The sequence below is a fragment of the Citrobacter sp. Igbk 14 genome (genome assembly GCF_028069825.1).
Taxonomy (GTDB): domain Bacteria; phylum Pseudomonadota; class Gammaproteobacteria; order Enterobacterales; family Enterobacteriaceae; genus Citrobacter.
Genome location: NZ_JANEWM010000076.1, coordinates 1 through 17,895 on the forward strand (window position 1 = coordinate 1; position 17,895 = coordinate 17,895).

General features: G+C 50.2%; 17 protein-coding genes, 1 pseudogene and 1 other annotated feature. Of the genes and pseudogenes, 10 read left to right on the forward strand and 8 right to left on the reverse strand.

What is annotated here, in order from left to right; translation table 11 throughout:
• Window positions 1–190: 190 nt before the first annotated feature.
• Window positions 191–1,615, forward strand: a complete 1,425-nt coding sequence (gene sbcB / locus NNN64_RS20615; RefSeq protein ID WP_271442591.1) for an exodeoxyribonuclease I — start codon at window positions 191–193, stop codon at window positions 1,613–1,615.
• Between the two features lie 39 nt (window positions 1,616–1,654).
• Here sbcB and tsuB read toward each other — a convergent pair whose 3' ends face one another.
• The 6 genes and pseudogenes from tsuB to NNN64_RS20640 all read right to left on the reverse strand — a co-directional run bounded on the left by tsuB (window position 1,655) and on the right by NNN64_RS20640 (window position 6,560).
• The gene (tsuB, locus tag NNN64_RS20620) at window positions 1,655–1,882 is read right to left on the reverse strand and encodes a thiosulfate utilization sulfurtransferase TsuB/YeeD (RefSeq protein ID WP_271442592.1); all 228 of its coding nucleotides are present in this window, start codon (window positions 1,880–1,882) and stop codon (window positions 1,655–1,657) included.
• A 16-nt stretch (window positions 1,883–1,898) separates the two neighbouring features.
• A complete protein-coding gene (gene tsuA, locus NNN64_RS20625; protein WP_271442593.1) occupies window positions 1,899–2,957 on the reverse strand; it encodes a thiosulfate utilization transporter TsuA/YeeE in 1,059 nt (352 codons plus the stop codon).
• 176 nt (window positions 2,958–3,133) lie between these two features.
• Entirely contained in the window at window positions 3,134–4,495 is a 1,362-nt protein-coding gene (plaP, locus tag NNN64_RS20630) for a putrescine/proton symporter PlaP (RefSeq protein WP_048218046.1), read from the reverse strand.
• Window positions 4,485–4,547: a membrane protein YoeI gene (yoeI, locus tag NNN64_RS23415; RefSeq protein WP_101741514.1), complete on the reverse strand. Its 63-nt coding sequence runs from the start codon at window positions 4,545–4,547 to the stop codon at window positions 4,485–4,487. The genes plaP and yoeI overlap by 11 nt, the downstream gene beginning before the upstream one ends.
• Before the next feature lie 162 nt (window positions 4,548–4,709).
• Window positions 4,710–5,694 (reverse strand): annotated as a pseudogene (locus NNN64_RS20635) (LysR substrate-binding domain-containing protein).
• 41 nt (window positions 5,695–5,735) lie between these two features.
• Window positions 5,736–6,560: an SDR family oxidoreductase gene (locus NNN64_RS20640; protein ID WP_040231914.1), complete on the reverse strand. Its 825-nt coding sequence runs from the start codon at window positions 6,558–6,560 to the stop codon at window positions 5,736–5,738.
• 174 nt (window positions 6,561–6,734) lie between these two features.
• Here NNN64_RS20640 and hisL point away from each other — a divergent pair, with 174 nt between their 5' ends.
• The 9 genes from hisL to hisIE all read left to right on the forward strand — a co-directional run bounded on the left by hisL (window position 6,735) and on the right by hisIE (window position 14,055).
• Complete coding sequence (gene hisL, locus NNN64_RS20645; RefSeq protein ID WP_101741515.1) at window positions 6,735–6,782, forward strand: his operon leader peptide; 48 nt, start codon at window positions 6,735–6,737, stop codon at window positions 6,780–6,782.
• Window positions 6,758–6,880, forward strand: a sequence feature (His leader region). It overlaps the preceding gene by 25 nt.
• 45 nt (window positions 6,881–6,925) lie before the next feature.
• Window positions 6,926–7,825, forward strand: coding sequence for an ATP phosphoribosyltransferase (gene hisG, locus NNN64_RS20650; protein ID WP_271442594.1), 900 nt, complete (start codon window positions 6,926–6,928; stop codon window positions 7,823–7,825).
• 98 nt (window positions 7,826–7,923) lie between these two features.
• Window positions 7,924–9,228 (forward strand): histidinol dehydrogenase, encoded by a 1,305-nt coding sequence (gene hisD, locus NNN64_RS20655; protein ID WP_271442595.1) that lies wholly within the window; start codon window positions 7,924–7,926, stop codon window positions 9,226–9,228.
• Entirely contained in the window at window positions 9,225–10,304 is a 1,080-nt protein-coding gene (gene hisC, locus NNN64_RS20660) for a histidinol-phosphate transaminase (protein WP_271442596.1), read from the forward strand. Before hisD ends, hisC begins: the two co-directional genes overlap by 4 nt.
• Window positions 10,301–11,368: a bifunctional histidinol-phosphatase/imidazoleglycerol-phosphate dehydratase HisB gene (gene hisB, locus NNN64_RS20665; protein ID WP_271442597.1), complete on the forward strand. Its 1,068-nt coding sequence runs from the start codon at window positions 10,301–10,303 to the stop codon at window positions 11,366–11,368. The genes hisC and hisB overlap by 4 nt, the downstream gene beginning before the upstream one ends.
• Window positions 11,368–11,958 carry an imidazole glycerol phosphate synthase subunit HisH gene (gene hisH, locus NNN64_RS20670; protein ID WP_005128083.1) on the forward strand — a complete coding sequence of 197 codons (591 nt, stop codon included), beginning with the start codon at window positions 11,368–11,370 and terminating at the stop codon, window positions 11,956–11,958. Before hisB ends, hisH begins: the two co-directional genes overlap by 1 nt.
• Entirely contained in the window at window positions 11,958–12,695 is a 738-nt protein-coding gene (gene hisA / locus NNN64_RS20675) for a 1-(5-phosphoribosyl)-5-[(5-phosphoribosylamino)methylideneamino]imidazole-4-carboxamide isomerase (protein WP_271442598.1), read from the forward strand. The genes hisH and hisA overlap by 1 nt, the downstream gene beginning before the upstream one ends.
• Window positions 12,677–13,453, forward strand: coding sequence for an imidazole glycerol phosphate synthase subunit HisF (gene hisF / locus NNN64_RS20680; protein ID WP_271442599.1), 777 nt, complete (start codon window positions 12,677–12,679; stop codon window positions 13,451–13,453). The genes hisA and hisF overlap by 19 nt, the downstream gene beginning before the upstream one ends.
• Complete coding sequence (gene hisIE, locus NNN64_RS20685; RefSeq protein WP_271442600.1) at window positions 13,447–14,055, forward strand: bifunctional phosphoribosyl-AMP cyclohydrolase/phosphoribosyl-ATP diphosphatase HisIE; 609 nt, start codon at window positions 13,447–13,449, stop codon at window positions 14,053–14,055. Before hisF ends, hisIE begins: the two co-directional genes overlap by 7 nt.
• Window positions 14,056–14,104: 49 nt before the next feature.
• Here hisIE and ugd read toward each other — a convergent pair whose 3' ends face one another.
• Complete coding sequence (gene ugd, locus NNN64_RS20690) at window positions 14,105–15,271, reverse strand: UDP-glucose 6-dehydrogenase (protein ID WP_271442601.1); 1,167 nt, start codon at window positions 15,269–15,271, stop codon at window positions 14,105–14,107.
• Window positions 15,272–15,505: 234 nt separating this feature from the next.
• The gene (gene gndA / locus NNN64_RS20695; RefSeq protein WP_040231903.1) at window positions 15,506–16,912 is read right to left on the reverse strand and encodes an NADP-dependent phosphogluconate dehydrogenase; all 1,407 of its coding nucleotides are present in this window, start codon (window positions 16,910–16,912) and stop codon (window positions 15,506–15,508) included.
• Window positions 16,913–17,895: the final 983 nt, after the last annotated feature.

A 17,895-nucleotide genomic window follows, 5' to 3' on the forward strand; every position in this document is an offset into this window, starting at 1 on the left:
CACGATAACGTAACTTTATTTCATGAAATATTCTTAAAATCCCAAACCTATTAATTCGTTTTATTTTAATCACGTTTATCTCAATTTTATTGCGGCCATCGCCGAGCATTGATAATCCCATTGCTGATTACCGCGCTATTTTTTGGTATTCTTAGATGAGCGCTAAATTGATCCCGGACATAACTGAACAATGAATGACGGCAAGCAGCAACCTGGTTTTCTCTTCCACGATTACGAGACCTTTGGTACCCATCCGGCACTGGACAGACCCGCGCAGTTTGCGGCCATCCGCACAGATAGCGATTTCAATATCATTGGCGATCCCGAAGTCTTTTACTGCAAGCCCGCCGACGACTATCTGCCACAACCTGAAGCGGTGCTGATAACCGGTATTACGCCGCAAGAAGCACGTGATAAGGGTGAGAACGAAGCCGCATTTGCTGCCCGCATCCATGCGCTGTTTACCGTGCCGAAAACGTGTATCCTCGGGTATAACAATGTGCGCTTCGATGATGAAGTGACACGTAATATCCTGTATCGCAATTTTTATGATCCCTACGCCTGGAGCTGGCAGAACGACAATTCTCGCTGGGATTTGCTGGATGTAATGCGCGCCTGCTATGCGCTACGACCGGAAGGGATCAACTGGCCAGAAAACGACGACGGGCTACCCAGTTTTCGCCTTGAGCATCTGACCCGCGCCAACGGAATTGAGCATGCTAATGCCCACGATGCGATGGCAGACGTGTATGCCACGATTGCCATGGCGCAACTCGTAAAGTCACGTCAACCTCGTCTGTTTGACTATCTTTACAGCCACCGTAATAAACACAAGCTGGCTGCGTTGATTGATGTCCCACAAATGAAGCCCTTAGTGCATGTATCTGGTATGTTCGGTGCATGGCGAGGTAACACCAGTTGGGTTGCCCCGCTCGCCTGGCATCCGGATAATCGTAATGCAGTTATTATGGTCGACTTAGCCGGTGATATCTCTCCCTTGCTTGAACTGGATAGCGACACCCTGCGCGAGCGTCTTTACACCGCCAAAGCCGATCTGGGAGATAACGCAGCGGTGCCGGTTAAACTGGTGCATATCAACAAATGCCCGGTTCTGGCACAGGCGAATACGTTACGTCCGGAAGATGCCGAACGTCTCGGTATTAACCGCCAGCATTGTCTGGATAATCTTAAAGTCCTGCGTGAAAACCCGCAGGTGCGCGATAAAGTGGTGGCTATTTTTGCCGAAGCAGAACCCTTTGCGCCATCGGACAACGTAGATGCGCAGTTATACAACGGTTTTTTCAGCGATGCTGACCGTGCCGCAATGAAGATCGTTCTGGAAACCGAACCTCGCAATTTACCCGCACTGGACATCACTTTCGTCGATAATCGCATTGAAAAACTGCTGTTTAATTATCGCGCACGCAATTTCCCCGGAACACTGGATGAGGGGGAGCAGCAACGCTGGCTGGATCATCGTCGTCAGGTATTCACACCGGAGTTTTTGCAAAATTACGCGAATGAATTGCAGATGTTGAGTCAGCAATACGCTGACAACAAAGAGAAGCTGATGCTACTGAAATCGCTCTGGCAGTATGCGCAAGAGATAGTCTGAAGATGAAATGCCCTCCGCCAGACGGCGGAGGGATCGTGTTTACGCTTTCTGCACCGTAATGCTCCAGGCGGCGTCACCCACCTGTTGATAATCAGTAATCACGTGCCCCTCTTCGGCGGCCCATTGCGGAATTGCCTCAGTTGCCTGGGTACAGTCAAACTCGATCACCAGTTCATCACCACTTGCCATTTCTGCCAGTGCCACTTTTGCTTCAATCAGTGGAAACGGACAAACCTGCGTGACCACATCCAGTTTTTTAATTGCCATCATCAAATCCTTACGCTTAATTTGCCGCAGCAGCGGTTAGTTTTGCCTTACGCTGCGGTCTGATATACACAATCCATGACGCAGTCCAGACGCCGAGAATCATAAAGACCAGGCCACCCCATCCCTGCCAGGTCATCATCGCCGTCATAACCAGACCGTTGCCAATCGAACAGCCCCCCGCGATGCTGGCACCAAAGCCCATTAACAGACCGCCAAAACCGCTACGCAGCGTGGTGGGTGCGTCGGCTGCACGAACACGAAATTCGCGACTGGCTTTCGCTGCAATAAATGAGCCGAGAAAAATGCCCAGCACCAGGAACACTCCCCAGTTAATAAACTTACTGTCGCCTGCGACAAGGAATTGCAAAATATTGGCTGTTGGTGACGTGATACCCAGGCCAAACATTCGTCCGGTTGCTTCGCTCAGCGGCCATGCCAACAGCGCAATCAGCCCGATCAGAACCGCAGTAACAAATGGATGCCAGCGCTTCTCAAACAAAATATGCGCAAGGCCGGTACGACGAGGCGGTAGCGTAGCGACTTTCAATTTTGGTTTTCTCAGCTCTTTCGCCACCACCCACAATGTAACCGCCAGCAGAATAGCGATCAGTGGCCATACGGACAGGTTCAACGTATCGGCAATGGAGTTATGCTCAGTACTGTAGGTTTTCAGCGCCTGATTCAGCCCACTCGCATGCGTAGAGCGCATCACCGCACTCATCACCATATAGGTAAACAGCGCAATCCAGCTACCGATAAGCCCTTCTCCTGCACGATACCAGGTTCCAGTAGCACACCCGCCCGCATAAACAATTCCGATACCAAAAACATAACCACCAACAACGGTTCCCAGCCATGGGAAGGTGCCGGCATCATAGCTGAGTACACCCGCCTGGATCAGCGCAAAGACACCCACGCTTTGCACAGAAATGGCTATCAGTAGCGCATAGAACATACGATTGTTTTTCGCAATATACATATCGCGAAAGCCGCCCGTCAGACAAAATCGTCCACGTTGCATGACAAAGCCAAGCAGCGCGCCACAGATGAGCCCGCTTAAGATCATTGAAAACATAAATTAATTAGCCAGAAGTATATTAGTCAGGAAATTATTCATGACTAACTGGTTCAGAACCAATAACCAAATTCTCTAATTTAGAACTAACGGTTATTAATACTGGCTGGAAATAAAGCAGTGGAATAAAAAAACCGGAGAACATGTCTCCGGTTTTTCGATGTCAGATTAGATTATTACGCGATATCTTCATCGTACTGCGGTACCGGGTTGCGGAAACTCTTGGTCACACAAGCCAGGTAGATCAGGCCAATACCAGCCCAGATCAGCCCCAGAACCATAGAGCTCTCTTCCAGGTTCACCCACAGCGCGCCCACGGTCAGCGCACCGCACATTGGCAGGAACAGATACTGGAAGTGGTCTTTCAGCGTCTTGTTACGCTTCTCACGGATCCAGAACTGGGAGATTACCGACAGGTTAACGAAGGTAAACGCCACCAGCGCACCAAAGTTAATCAGCGCCGTCGCCATTACCAGGTCAAAGTTGATTGCCAGCAGGGCAATCGCGCCAACCAGGATGATGTTCATGGATGGAGTACGCCATTTAGGGTGTACATAACCGAAGAAACTTTTCGGGAATACACCGTCACGCCCCATCACGTACATCAGACGCGCTACGCCTGCATGCGCCGCCATCCCGGATGCCAATACGGTAATGGTGGAGAAAATCAGCGCGCCGACCTGGAAGAACTTACCGGCTACGTACAGCATGATTTCAGGCTGTGAAGCATCCGGGTCCTTGAAGCGAGAGATATCCGGGAAGTACAGCTGCAACAGATAGGTAGAAACAATAAAGATCAGGCCACCAATCAGTGCGGTCAGGAAAATTGCGCGCGGGATCACACGCTCAGCATCCTTGGTCTCTTCAGAGAGGTTGCTGATACCGTCGAAACCAGTGAACGAGAAGCACAGGATAGTGGCACCCGTGATCATTGGAATCACATGTGCATCACCTGACCAGAACGGACGGCTGCTCACCAGCGTACCCGCACCTTCCCCTTCGAACACGCCATAAACGACCATGCCGAGGATCACCGCAATCAACACGACCTGCAACAGCACGATCACGGTGTTGAAGTTCGCGACAGATTTGAGGCTGCGCAGGTTAAAAGCAGTCATAAAGGCCACCAGTGCTACCACGAACATCCATGACGGTATCGACGGCACCAGGGCTTCAAAATAGATTTTCGCCAACAGAATGTTGATCATCGGTGCGAACAGGTAGTCCAGCAGTGATGACCAACCCACCATAAAGCCAACGGTCGGGCTAATGGATTTCTGGGCGTAAGTGTAGGCAGAGCCTGCAGACGGATAGCGACGCACCAGTTTACCGTAGCTCAGTGCGGTAAAAAGGATGGCGATCAGTGCAAAGGCGTAAGCTGTCGGGACGTGACCATCGGTCATTCCTGATACGATACCGAATGTATCGAACAGCGTCATCGGCTGCATATAGGCAAGGCCCATCATGACAACCGGAACCAGCGTAAGCGTTTTACGTAATTCCACGCGAGAGGTGTTTGGAGTAGCGTTATGCGACATGGTTATCCTCCATTACGGCGGAAACCGTCGCGTAAGCAAAAAATTGCCCCATTTTTTGTTAATCCTCAGCGACAACAACTGTCGATTTTTAAGTAAGTATCTATCCGGTACGAAGCCCGGCCTCTTTTATGAATGATTGGTTTGATGCAAAAAAATAACCGACGCGTATTAAAACGTCGGTTAATCTCATTTTTTGCAAGCGGCGCATTGTGCACTAAATTAGGGCGAAATGACAAGAGAATGAGAGGCTTGTCAAAAAATATTTTTTCCTAACCGATTGATTTATCGACAACCGTTTTTACATAGACCCCCGCGATAGCACTATTTGCTAAAATTTCATCCCGCCACCATGCACTGGCTAATCCCGCGGTCTGCTCGTTCCAGCCAATCCACACGGGTTCAAACAGAATTTGCGCGACAACTTTCTTCTCAATCAGTGCCCCGCTGTCCAGAAATCGTTGTGCCAGATAGCGCGGAATATAACCACATCCCAGACCACTTATCTGCAGTTCCAGTTTGGTTTTGAAGTCAAAAACGGTGATGGCTTCCTGATCGTCGAGAAGCTGAGAAGCCGATACGTTCGCGGGATGCACATTATCGCCGACCACAATGGCGCGAAAACGTTTGATCGTCCGGCGACTCAACGGTTCCGGCTCCTGCGCCAATGGATGATGGGGGGCAACAACAAAAGCCTGTTCAAGCACACCCAGACGCGCAAAACCAAAGTCACTCGCTGTTGGTGGATCACGCATGGCACCGACAATGATATCGGCCCGGCCCTGAATCAGGGCATCCCAGGAGCCGCCCAGTACGCCATTGATAAATTTAAGACGCGTCACGCTGTGGTGTTGATAGAAAGATTCGATGAGCGGGGCAAGAAGCGAAAAGGGAAAGGTATCGTCTACGCCGATAACCAGTTCATTCTCCCAGCCTTCATGCAGTTTGATGGCCTGCTTTTCAAGTTCGCGCACGGTATGTAGTACCTCGCGTCCCTTTTCCAGCAGCATCTGTCCGGTTCGGGTAAATTTGGCCCGGTGTCCACTGCGATCCAACAACTGAATATTAAGATCGCTTTCCAGTTTGTGGACGGTATAACTCAGCGCTGACGGCGTCTTAAACAATTTTGCGGACGCCGCCGCGAAACTCCCCTCTTTCTCTAACGCATCAAGAATGATCAAAACATCCAGCAGTGGTTTCATACTCGCCCCCTGGCGGTATACAGCGACACTCTGCTGATCTGTCACTCCATCGGCATCACCAGCGGATCGGGATACTGGTACTCAAACCCAAGCTCATTACAAATTCGGTTGCCATCAATGACTTTACCTTTACCGTTATCCACTCCGTCCCGGAAATCCGGTGGTTCCATCCCCAACAGACGAGCCATCTGAGGGTAGAACACATTGCGCGCCGGATGCATAGGCGCACATATATTATAGATGTGTCCCCCTTTAGGCGCTTGTAGCAGCAACGTGATAGCAGAAACCACGTCATCCAGATGCACCAGATTGACGCCATGCTGCCCATCTGGTGCAGTTTTACCCGCAAAAAAGCGACCGGGATGTCTGCCCGGTCCCACCAGGCCTGCCAGGCGCAGAATATCCACCGACGTTCCCGGCAGATTGTGCAGCCAGTCTTCGAGTTCTTTCAGGACACGACCACTTGCCGTGACCGGATTACGTGGTGTGCCCTCTTTCACCGTCCCCTGCACATCACCATAAACCGAGGTGGAGCTGGTAAAAATAATCCGTGGAATGCGATACGCCAGCGCACTGTCGACCAGTTCCTGCATTGCCTGCAAATAAAACGTCTCACCCGGGCCACTACGGCGTGCAGGTAGGGTGATGACCAGCGCATCCGCATCCATTAGCGCATCGAGATCGTCAGGTTCACAGACCAGTTCAGGCTCCAGGCGCAGCGAGTAGCTTTCAATACCGCTCATTCGGGCCGCTTCCACCCCATCCAATGTGGTTTTGCTGCCGGTAACCTGCCAGCCCCTGGCTGCCAGAGACATGGCTAACGGCATGCCTAACCAACCTAATCCGACAATTGCGACCTTTTTCATGCCTTTTCTCCTGACTTTTGGCCTATAACCCAAGGCTACGCCAGCCCACGGTGGCTGACAATTCATAGTATCAATATGAAATGAATTAATGATCAAAAAAAGCCCTTGCTTTCCGTGGCTAAAGTGGTTTAGGTTAAAAGACATCAAATGAATAAGCATTCATCGAGAAAATTTATGACACGCGCTCAATTTAATCACCATCATCACCATCATCCTGACTAGTCTTTCAGGCGATGTGTGCTGGGAGACATTTAAATCTTCCAGCGGTGCATGAGCGTATGAGAAAGCCCCCGGAAGATTTCTTCCGGGGGCTTTTTTTTGTGCGTGACCCAAACCGATTCAGACAGGATAACGAGGAATAAAGAATGTTAGACAACACCCGCTTACGCATAGCTATGCAGAAATCAGGCCGTTTAAGCGATGACTCACGCGAATTGCTGGCCCGCTGTGGCATTAAAATTAATCTTCACACCCAGCGCCTGATTGCGATGGCAGAAAATATGCCTATCGATATTCTCCGCGTACGCGATGACGATATCCCGGGTCTGGTCATGGATGGCGTCGTTGATCTCGGCATCATCGGTGAAAACGTGCTGGAAGAAGAACTGCTCAACCGCCGGGCACAGGGTGAAGATCCTCGTTACTTTACGTTACGTCGTCTGGACTTCGGCGGCTGTCGTCTTTCGCTGGCGACCCCGGTTGACGAAGCCTGGGACGGTCCGTCTGCACTGAACGGCAAACGTATCGCCACCTCTTATCCACACCTGCTCAAACGCTATCTCGATCAGAAAGGTGTTTCGTTCAAATCCTGCTTGTTAAACGGGTCTGTCGAAGTTGCTCCCCGTGCTGGGCTTGCAGATGCAATCTGCGATCTGGTCTCCACCGGTGCAACGCTTGAAGCCAACGGCCTGCGTGAAGTGGAAGTCATTTACCGCTCCAAAGCCTGTCTGATTCAGCGTGACGGAGAAATGGCGGAAGCTAAACAACAACTGATTGATAAGCTGCTGACCCGTATTCAAGGGGTTATTCAGGCTCGCGAATCTAAATACATCATGATGCACGCGCCAAGTGAACGTCTGGACGACGTTATCGCCTTGCTGCCAGGCGCTGAACGCCCAACGATTTTGCCACTGGCCGGCGATCAGCAGCGCGTGGCAATGCACATGGTTAGCAGCGAAACCCTGTTCTGGGAAACGATGGAAAAACTGAAAGCGCTTGGTGCCAGTTCCATCCTGGTGCTGCCTATTGAGAAGATGATGGAGTAATTCCACTTATGCTGCCCGGTGGCGCTTCGCTTGCCGGGCCTACAAGACCCGTAGGCCGGATAAACAACGTGCCATCCGGCAAAAAAAGGAAGACGATTATGAGCTTTAATACCATCATCGACTGGAATAGCTGTACCGAAGAGCAGCAAAGTGAATTACTGATGCGCCCGGCAATCTCGGCGTCAGATAGCATCACCCGTACCGTGAGCGAAATTCTGCATAACGTAAAGTCGCGCGGTGACGCAGCACTACGTGAATACAGCGCAAAGTTTGATAAAACTAACGTGAATGCGCTGAAAGTCAGTGCCGAAGAGATCGCCGCCGCCGGCGCACGTCTTGGCAATGACCTTAAACAGGCCATGGCTGTCGCCGTGAAAAACATCGAGACATTTCATAACGCGCAACAACTGCCGGTAGTCGATATTGAAACGCAGCCCGGTGTACGCTGCCAGCAGGTTACCCGCCCGGTAAATTCTGTTGGCCTGTACATTCCCGGGGGCTCCGCGCCACTCTTCTCAACAGTGTTAATGCTCGCCACCCCGGCCCGCATTGCCGGCTGTAAAAAAGTGGTGTTGTGCTCTCCGCCCCCTATCGCCGATGAAATTCTGTATGCCGCGCAGCTCTGCGGCGTACAGGACGTGTTTAACGTTGGGGGCGCACAAGCGATTGCCGCGCTGGCATTTGGCAGCGAATCCGTGCCGAAAGTGGACAAAATTTTCGGCCCCGGTAATGCCTTTGTGACCGAAGCCAAACGTCAGGTTAGTCAGCGTCTGGACGGTGCCGCCATCGATATGCCAGCAGGCCCGTCTGAAGTGCTGGTGATTGCCGACAGCGGCGCCACGCCGGATTTCGTTGCCTCTGACTTACTCTCTCAGGCCGAGCACGGCCCCGATTCTCAAGTGATCCTGCTGACACCGGATGCCGGTATGGCCAGCCAGGTTGCTGAAGCAGTAGAACGCCAGCTTGCCGCGCTGCCACGCGCTGAAACCGCACGGCAGGCGTTAAGTGCCAGTCGTCTGATTGTCACCCGCTCTCTCGCGCAATGCGTAGCGATTTCTAATGCGTACGGCCCGGAGCACTTGATCATTCAGACCCGCAATGCTCGCGAACTGGTCGATGACATCACCAGTGCGGGCTCTGTCTTTCTCGGTGACTGGTCACCGGAATCTGCCGGTGACTATGCCTCCGGGACTAACCACGTGCTGCCTACCTACGGCTATACCGCAACCTGCTCAAGTCTTGGACTGGCCGATTTCCAGAAGCGGATGACCGTACAGGAATTATCGCCGCAAGGTTTCTCTGCCCTGGCCGCAACCATCGAAACGCTGGCCGCCGCTGAACGACTGACTGCCCACAAAAATGCCGTTACCCTGCGCGTTAACGCCCTGAAGGAGCAAGCATGAGCACTGACAACATTCTCAGCGTTACTGATTTAGCCCGTAAAAATGTCCGTGAGCTAACACCGTATCAATCTGCCCGCCGTCTGGGCGGAAATGGCGACGTCTGGCTCAATGCCAATGAGTTCCCCACCGCCGTTGAATTCCAGCTGACTCAGCAAACACTGAACCGTTATCCGGAGTGTCAGCCGAAGGCAGTGATCGAGAACTACGCGCAGTATGCAGGCGTTAAGCCAGAGCAGGTACTGGTCAGCCGCGGTGCTGATGAAGGTATCGAGTTGCTGGTACGTGCTTTTTGCGAGCCGGGTAAAGAGGCGATTCTCTACTGCCCGCCGACCTATGGCATGTATAGCGTCAGTGCTGAAACCATTGGCGTTGAATGTCGTACCGTACCGACACTTGCCAACTGGCAACTGGATTTACAAGGTATCGCGGACAAGCTTGATGGCGTGAAAGTAGTTTACGTTTGCAGCCCCAATAACCCGACGGGCCAGTTGATTAAGCCGCAGGATCTGCGTTCACTGCTCGACATGACGCAGGGCAAAGCCATCGTGGTCGCCGATGAAGCGTATATCGAGTTTTGCCCGCAGGCCACACTGGCAGGCTGGCTATCGGAATACCCAAACCTGGTGGTACTGCGCACCCTGTCTAAGGCGTTTGCCCTTGCCGGTTTGCGCTGCGGATTTACGCTAGCTAATGAAGACGTTATCAACCTGTTGTTGAAAGTGATCGCGCCTTACCCGCTCTCTACACCGGTGGCAGATATCGCTGCTCAGGCGCTAACGCCGCAAGGCATTTCCGCCATGCGCGAGCGCGTGGCGCAGATTCTACAAGAGCGTCAGTACCTGGTTGATAGCCTGAAAACCCTCCGCTGTGTAGAACAGGTTTTCGACTCTGAAACCAACTATGTTCTGGCGCGCTTCACAGCATCAAGTAGCGTATTTAAATCTTTGTGGGATCAGGGCATTATCTTACGAGACCAGAACAAACAACCTTCATTGAGCGGCTGCCTGCGTATTACTGTCGGAACCCGTGAAGAGAGCCAGCGCGTCATTGACGCCTTACGTGCGGAGCAAGTATGAGCCAGAAGTATCTTTTTATTGACCGTGATGGAACCCTGATTTCCGAGCCGCCCAGTGACTTTCAGGTCGATCGCTTCGACAAGCTTGCCTTTGAGCCGGAGGTGGTCCCGGTTTTGCTAAAACTGCAAAAAGCAGGTTTTAAGCTGGTGATGATCACCAACCAGGATGGACTGGGAACACAGAGCTTCCCACAGGCGGATTTTGACGGTCCGCACAACCTGATGATGCAAATTTTCACCTCACAGGGCGTTATATTTGATGAAGTACTGATCTGCCCGCACCTGCCGGCAGATGCGTGTGATTGTCGTAAACCCAAAGTGAAGCTGGTCGAGCAATACCTGATTGAACAGGTGCTGGATACCGCGAACAGCTACGTGATCGGCGATCGCGCAACCGACATTCAGCTGGCGGAAAACATGGGCATCACCGGGTTACGCTATCACCGCGACACGCTGAACTGGGCAATGATCGGTGAGCAGCTAACCAAACGGGATCGTTACGCCCACGTTGAGCGTAATACAAAAGAAACGCAGATTGACGTTAAAGTCTGGCTGGACCGCGAAGGCCGCAGCAAAATTAATACCGGCGTCGGCTTCTTTGACCACATGCTGGATCAAATCTCGACCCACGGTGGTTTTCGCATGGAGATAGCCGTCAAAGGCGATCTGTATATTGACGATCACCACACCGTTGAGGATACCGGGCTGGCTCTGGGTGAAGCCTTAAAACTGGCGTTGGGCGATAAACGAGGCATCAACCGTTTTGGCTTTGTGCTGCCGATGGACGAGTGCCTGGCACGCTGTGCCCTGGATATCTCCGGGCGTCCACACCTGGAGTACCGGGCTGAGTTTACCTACCAGCGCGTCGGCGATCTGAGTACGGAGATGATCGAACACTTCTTCCGTTCGCTCTCTTACACCATGGGTGTCACGTTACACCTTAAAACCAAAGGTAAAAATGACCACCACCGCGTGGAAAGTCTGTTCAAAGCCTTTGGCCGCACGCTGCGCCAGGCTATTCGCGTAGAAGGCGACACGCTTCCTTCTTCAAAAGGGGTGCTGTGATGAACGTGGTGATCCTCGACACCGGCTGCGCCAACCTGAACTCGGTGAAATCTGCCGTCGCACGCCACGGCTATGATCCGGTGGTTAGCCGCGATGCGGATGTTGTGCTGCGTGCCGATAAACTGTTTCTGCCTGGTGTGGGTACCGCACAGGCGGCAATGGATCAGCTACACGAGCGTGAGCTGATTGAACTGATTAAAGCCTGCACACAACCTGTACTGGGGATTTGCTTAGGTATGCAGCTGCTTGGTCGGCGCAGTGAAGAAAGTAACGGTGTCTCCCTGCTGGGGATTATTGATCAAGACGTACCCAAAATGACCGATTTTGGTCTGCCGTTGCCGCATATGGGCTGGAACCGTGTCTATCCACAGGCCGGAAACCGCCTTTTCCAGGGCATTGAGGATGGGGCGTATTTCTATTTTGTACACAGCTACGCCATGCCGGTGAACCCATGGACAATTGCGCAATGCAACTACGGTGAGCCCTTCACCGCAGCGGTACAAAAGGATAATTTCTTTGGCGTGCAGTTCCACCCGGAGCGTTCAGGTGCCGCTGGCGCGAAGTTGCTGAAAAACTTTCTGGAGATGTAATGATAATTCCGGCATTAGATTTAATCGACGGCACGGTTGTGCGTCTTCATCAGGGCGATTACGCAACGCAGCGTGATTACGGTAACGATCCCCTGCCCCGTTTACAAAACTATGCCGCACAAGGCGCAAAGGTGCTGCACCTGGTGGACCTGACCGGTGCAAAAGATCCGCAGAAACGGCAAATACCGCTGATTAAAACACTGGTGGCTGGCGTAAACGTACCGGTGCAGGTAGGAGGTGGCGTACGTACTGAAGAAGACGTCGCCGCTCTGCTGGATGCGGGCGTTGCACGTGTGGTTGTCGGCTCGACGGCGGTAAAATCGCCCGAGCGTGTTAAAACCTGGTTCACGCGCTTTGGTGCTGACGCGCTGGTTCTGGCGCTGGATGTGCGGATCGACGAGCTCGGGAATAAACAGGTTGCGGTCAGCGGCTGGCAGGAAGACTCCGGCGTTTCACTGGAAGAACTGGTTGAGGCCTATTTACCCGTCGGTCTGAAGCACGTGCTGTGCACCGATATCTCCCGTGACGGCACGCTGGCTGGCTCAAACGTTGCACTGTACGAAGAAGTGTGTGCGAAATACCCCCAGGTGGCATTTCAGTCATCCGGCGGGATTGGTGGGATTGAAGATGTCGCCGCCCTGCGCGGAACCGGCGTTGGCGGCGTCATTGTGGGACGTGCTTTGCTGGAAGGTAAATTCACCGTTGAGGAGGCCATCCAATGCTGGCAAAACGCATAATCCCTTGCCTTGATGTTCGTGACGGGCAGGTTGTCAAAGGGGTTCAGTTCCGCAATCACGAGATTATTGGCGATATCGTTCCACTGGCAAAACGCTATGCCGATGAAGGCGCAGATGAGCTGGTTTTTTACGATATCACCGCATCGAGCGATGGTCGCGTGGTGGACAAAAGCTGGGTATCACGCGTGGCAGAAGTGATCGACATTCCGTTCTGTGTCGCCGGTGGAATTAAATCACCCGAGGATGCCGCAAAGATACTGTCTTTCGGCGCAGATAAAATTTCTATCAACTCCCCTGCTCTGGCTGACCCAACGTTGATCACCCGCCTGGCGGATCGCTTTGGCGTGCAGTGCATCGTGGTAGGTATCGACACCTGGCATGATGAACAAACCGGGAAGTATCACGTCAATCAGTACACCGGAGATGAAAACCGTACGCGCGTTACACAGTGGGAAACGATCGACTGGGTAAAAGAGGTGCAAAAACTGGGCGCGGGTGAAATCGTTCTTAATATGATGAACCAGGACGGCGTGCGTAACGGCTACGATCTTGAGCAATTGAAAAAAGTGCGCGAAGTTTGCCATGTTCCACTGATCGCTTCTGGCGGCGCAGGAACGATGGAGCACTTCCTTGATGCCTTCAGGGATGCAGATGTCGATGGTGCGCTTGCCGCCTCCGTTTTCCATAAGCAAATTATCAATATTGGCGAATTAAAAGCGTACCTGGCAACACAGGGCGTGGAGATCAGGATATGTTAACGAAGCAACAATGCCGCGAGCTGGACTGGGAAAAAACCGATGGAATGATGCCGGTCGTCGTACAACATGCGGTTTCCGGTGAAGTGTTGATGCTCGGGTATATGAACCCGGAAGCGCTGGATAAAACGATCGAAAGCGGGAAAGTAACCTTTTTCTCGCGTACTAAACAGCGCCTGTGGACCAAAGGTGAAACCTCTGGCAATTTTCTTAATGTCGTCAGCATTTCCGCTGATTGCGACAACGACACCCTGCTGGCGCTGGTTAACCCGATTGGCCCAACCTGTCACAAAGGCACCAGCAGCTGTTTTGGTGAGTCCAGCCACCAATGGTTGTTCCTGTATCAACTGGAGCAACTCCTGGCTGAGCGCAAAACGGCAGATCCCGCCAGCTCCTATACCGCAAAATTGTACGCCAGCGGTACGAAGCGAATTGCCCAGAAAGTTGGAGAAGAAGGTGTTGAGACAGCACTGGCCGCGACCGTGCATGATCGTTTCGAGTTGACCAATGAGGCATCGGACCTGATGTATCACCTGCTGGTTCTGCTGCAGGACCAAGATCTCGATCTAACGACGGTGATTGAGAATTTACGCAAACGCCATTAATAATAGACTGATACCGGCATCATGCCGGTATCTTTATTTTGCAGGACCTTTAATCGTTACCGAATAAATCGCGGGTATACACTTTATCAGCGACATCCAACAGTTCTTCAGCCATCCGATTTGAGATAATAACATCGGCCTCACTTTTGAATTTAGCCAAATCACGTTCAACCCGTGAATGGAAAAAACTCTCTTCTGCCATTACCGGCTCATAAATTATGACCGGGATACCTTTCGCTTTAATGCGTTTCATGATGCCCTGAATAGACGAGGCTCTAAAATTATCCGAGCCGCTTTTCATAATCAGGCGATAGATACCGACAACTTTGGGTTTACGCGAAAGAATAGCATCAGCAATAAAATCTTTTCGTGTACGGTTAGCATCAACGATGGCTGAAATAATATTATTAGGTACAGATTGATAGTTGGCGAGTAATTGCTTCGTGTCTTTTGGCAGACAGTATCCACCATAACCGAATGAAGGGTTGTTGTAATGGTTCCCAATGCGCGGATCCAGACAAACCCCTTCGATGATCTGTCGTGCATTAAGCCCCAGGCTTTCTGCATAGCTATCAAGTTCATTAAAATAGGCAACCCGCATTGCCAGATAAGTATTTGCAAAAAGCTTAATGGCTTCAGCTTCAGTAGAATCGGTGAACAGCACCGAGATATCCTGCTTTATTGCCCCTTCCTGTAACAAGGCAGCAAAACGTTCAGCACGAGCAGACCGTTCGCCGATAACAATTCGTGATGGGTATAAGTTATCATACAGTGCCTTCCCTTCGCGCAGGAACTCAGGAGAAAAGATAATATTATCCGAGTTAAACTTCTGTCGCATAGTCTGAGTAAAACCAACAGGCACTGTTGATTTAATCACCATGAGCGCATCAGGATTTATTTCAATCACATCGCTGATAACTGATTCAACGCTGGAGGTATCAAAATAGTTTGTTTTCGGGTCGTAATCTGTAGGCGTTGCAATAATAACAAAATCTGCATTCTGGTAGGCGTCGTACTTGTCCAGCGTGGCTTTGAAATTTATATCGCTTGATTGTAAATACTGTTCAATTTCTTTATCGACTATCGGAGATATCCGATTATTTAGCATCTCGACACGTGAAGGGACAATGTCCAGAGCAATGACCTGATGATGTTGGGCGATAAGAAGACCATTTGACAGGCCAACATATCCGGTACCAGAAATGGTAATTTTCATTTCATGCTCTCAGTATTAACTTAATATTTAATCATGATGTCGTACATCCTGATAAGAGAATAATGTTTTAACGTTTTGTCGAATATTGTGTCAACGAAGGTTAAAACAATTCAGATTTTCTTGATCAGGGTACGCCAGAAATATTAAGTAAAGATTAAGCAATCAACGTAAATCAATCAGATTTAAGATAAAAAAAGCCCGGTTAGAGAACCGGGCCAGTGACTATCAGAAGACTTATTCCATCCATTCGGTATGGAAAACACCTTCTTTATCAGTACGTTTGTAAGTATGCGCACCGAAGTAATCACGCTGTGCCTGAATCAGGTTAGCGGGCAATACTTCTGCACGATAGCTGTCGTAATAAGCAACAGCAGCAGAGAATGTCGGAACCGGGATACCATTCTGCACGGCATACGCTACGACATCACGCAGTGCCTGTTGGTATTCATCGGCAATGTTCTTGAAGTACGGGTCGAGCAGCAGGTTCGCGATACCCGGATTTTTAGCGTAGGCATCGGTGATTTTCTGCAGGAACTGCGCGCGAATAATACAGCCCGCACGGAAGATTTTTGCAATCTCGCCGTAATTCAGATCCCAGTTATGCTCGTCGGACGCGGCACGCAGTTGTGAGAAGCCCTGAGCATAAGAAACGATCTTACCGAGGTACAGTGCACGACGTACTTTCTCAATAAATTCTGCCTTATCACCCGCAAGCTGAGCTTTAGGCCCAGACAGGACTTTAGAGGCAGCGACACGCTGATCTTTCAGCGAAGAGATGTAACGCGCAAACACAGATTCAGTGATCAGAGACAGCGGTTCACCAAGATCCAGAGAGCTTTGGCTGGTCCATTTACCGGTACCTTTGTTTGCCGCTTCATCCAGAATGAAATCCACCAAATATTTACCATCTTCATCTTTTTTGGTGAAGATATCTTTGGTGATGTCGATCAGATAGCTGCTCAGCTCACCGTTATTCCACTCGGTAAAGGTGCTGGCCAGTTCTTCGTTGCTCAGGTTCAGACCACCTTTCAACAATGAATAGGCTTCGGCAATCAGCTGCATGTCACCGTATTCAATGCCGTTGTGCACCATCTTCACGTAGTGGCCTGCACCGTCGGCACCAATATACGTCACACACGGCTCACCATCTTCCGCAACCGCTGCGATTTTGGTCAGGATTGGCGCGACCAGTTCATAAGCTTCTTTCTGGCCACCCGGCATGATGGATGGGCCTTTCAGCGCACCTTCTTCACCACCAGATACGCCAGTTCCGATAAAGTTAAAACCTTCAGCGGAGAGCTCACGGTTACGACGGATAGTGTCCTGGAAGAACGTATTACCGCCATCAATGATGATGTCACCTTTATCCAGATAAGGTTTCAGGGAGTCGATAGCTGCATCAGTGCCAGCACCCGCTTTCACCATTAACAGGATACGGCGAGGTGTTTCAAGAGATTCAACAAACTCTTTTACCGTATAGTAAGGAACCAGTTTTTTCCCTGGATTCTCGGCGATAACCTCTTCCGTTTTTTCACGTGAGCGGTTGAAAACGGACACGGTGTAACCACGGCTTTCGATGTTGAGCGCCAGGTTGCGCCCCATCACAGCCATACCAACGACGCCGATTTGTTGCTTAGACATTATGTACTCCTGTCAGGTGATGATCGAACAACAATTTGTAACCATACTGAAGAACTATGCGAAAATAATGTACATTAGTTATGTTCAATATTTTTTGTAAACTATCCTACGGCTCATTTTGATAGCAGGGAGCTCTATCAATTTATATGAAATAGATGCAATAGCAACAGTTATAATGGTCCATACTAAAAACCTTATAACTGGCGGGAAGTCAGTTAATGGGATGCTGTACGGAACAAAAATATGCATCAAATATATAGAACAACTTACACCCCCAATTAACGGCATCAGCTTTGAGCTAACTATAATCCGCTCTAAAATAAAGGAATAGAAAATAAAGATGGCAGGTGTGAATGAAAAAGTAAGATAACTACCCCCCAGCATTTGTACCAAATAAGAGCTCTACAGAACATTGTCGCTATAAGAACAAAGTTTAACATCGCAAAAAACCTGCGAGACAATACATTCTTTTTAATTAAAAAGCAAATTAAACCAGAAGAAAAGAATAAGTAAAAATATAATATTTTCTGGATATTGTTATTCACATCATAAAGGTCAAACCCAATGTTTATCAATGAAACAGTTAATACAAAAACAAAAAAAAGAAATAATATTTGCTAGCCAGCGTCGAAGTAACAAAAAAAACCGTACATGCCAAATAAAACAACATCTCATAGGCTAAAGTCCACTCTAACCCCTGAAGTACGGTATTTTCCCCCAAGAAATGACTCATCATGCTCAGTGCCCCCCCAATAAACGATGGGGTCTGACATCATTTCCGAATAAAGTTTTGATACATACCAACTATCTGATAAAAAACTACCCAAGAATTGTCATTACGATATAAATAGGGTAAAGACGAAAAACTCTTCGAATCCAAAAACCAAATATCGAGGTTAAACCATCTCGCGTATTCATCGACCATGGTATGACATAACCACTCACACAGAAAAATATCAAAACACCGATCAATACGATATTAA

Bases quoted from the DNA above. Each gene is read 5' to 3' on its own strand.
- sbcB (WP_271442591.1), top strand. From the start codon at position 191: ATGAATGACGGCAAGCAGCAACCTGGTTTTCTCTTCCACGATTACGAG.
- tsuB (WP_271442592.1), bottom strand. From the start codon at position 1,882: ATGGCAATTAAAAAACTGGATGTGGTCACGCAGGTTTGTCCGTTTCCA.
- tsuA (WP_271442593.1), bottom strand. From the start codon at position 2,957: ATGTTTTCAATGATCTTAAGCGGGCTCATCTGTGGCGCGCTGCTTGGC.
- plaP (WP_048218046.1), bottom strand. From the start codon at position 4,495: ATGTCGCATAACGCTACTCCAAACACCTCTCGCGTGGAATTACGTAAA.
- NNN64_RS20640 (WP_040231914.1), bottom strand. From the start codon at position 6,560: ATGAAAAAGGTCGCAATTGTCGGATTAGGTTGGTTAGGCATGCCGTTA.
- hisG (WP_271442594.1), top strand. From the start codon at position 6,926: ATGTTAGACAACACCCGCTTACGCATAGCTATGCAGAAATCAGGCCGT.
- hisD (WP_271442595.1), top strand. From the start codon at position 7,924: ATGAGCTTTAATACCATCATCGACTGGAATAGCTGTACCGAAGAGCAG.
- hisC (WP_271442596.1), top strand. From the start codon at position 9,225: ATGAGCACTGACAACATTCTCAGCGTTACTGATTTAGCCCGTAAAAAT.
- hisB (WP_271442597.1), top strand. From the start codon at position 10,301: ATGAGCCAGAAGTATCTTTTTATTGACCGTGATGGAACCCTGATTTCC.
- hisH (WP_005128083.1), top strand. From the start codon at position 11,368: ATGAACGTGGTGATCCTCGACACCGGCTGCGCCAACCTGAACTCGGTG.
- hisA (WP_271442598.1), top strand. From the start codon at position 11,958: ATGATAATTCCGGCATTAGATTTAATCGACGGCACGGTTGTGCGTCTT.
- hisF (WP_271442599.1), top strand. From the start codon at position 12,677: ATGCTGGCAAAACGCATAATCCCTTGCCTTGATGTTCGTGACGGGCAG.
- hisIE (WP_271442600.1), top strand. From the start codon at position 13,447: ATGTTAACGAAGCAACAATGCCGCGAGCTGGACTGGGAAAAAACCGAT.
- ugd (WP_271442601.1), bottom strand. From the start codon at position 15,271: ATGAAAATTACCATTTCTGGTACCGGATATGTTGGCCTGTCAAATGGT.
- gndA (WP_040231903.1), bottom strand. From the start codon at position 16,912: ATGTCTAAGCAACAAATCGGCGTCGTTGGTATGGCTGTGATGGGGCGC.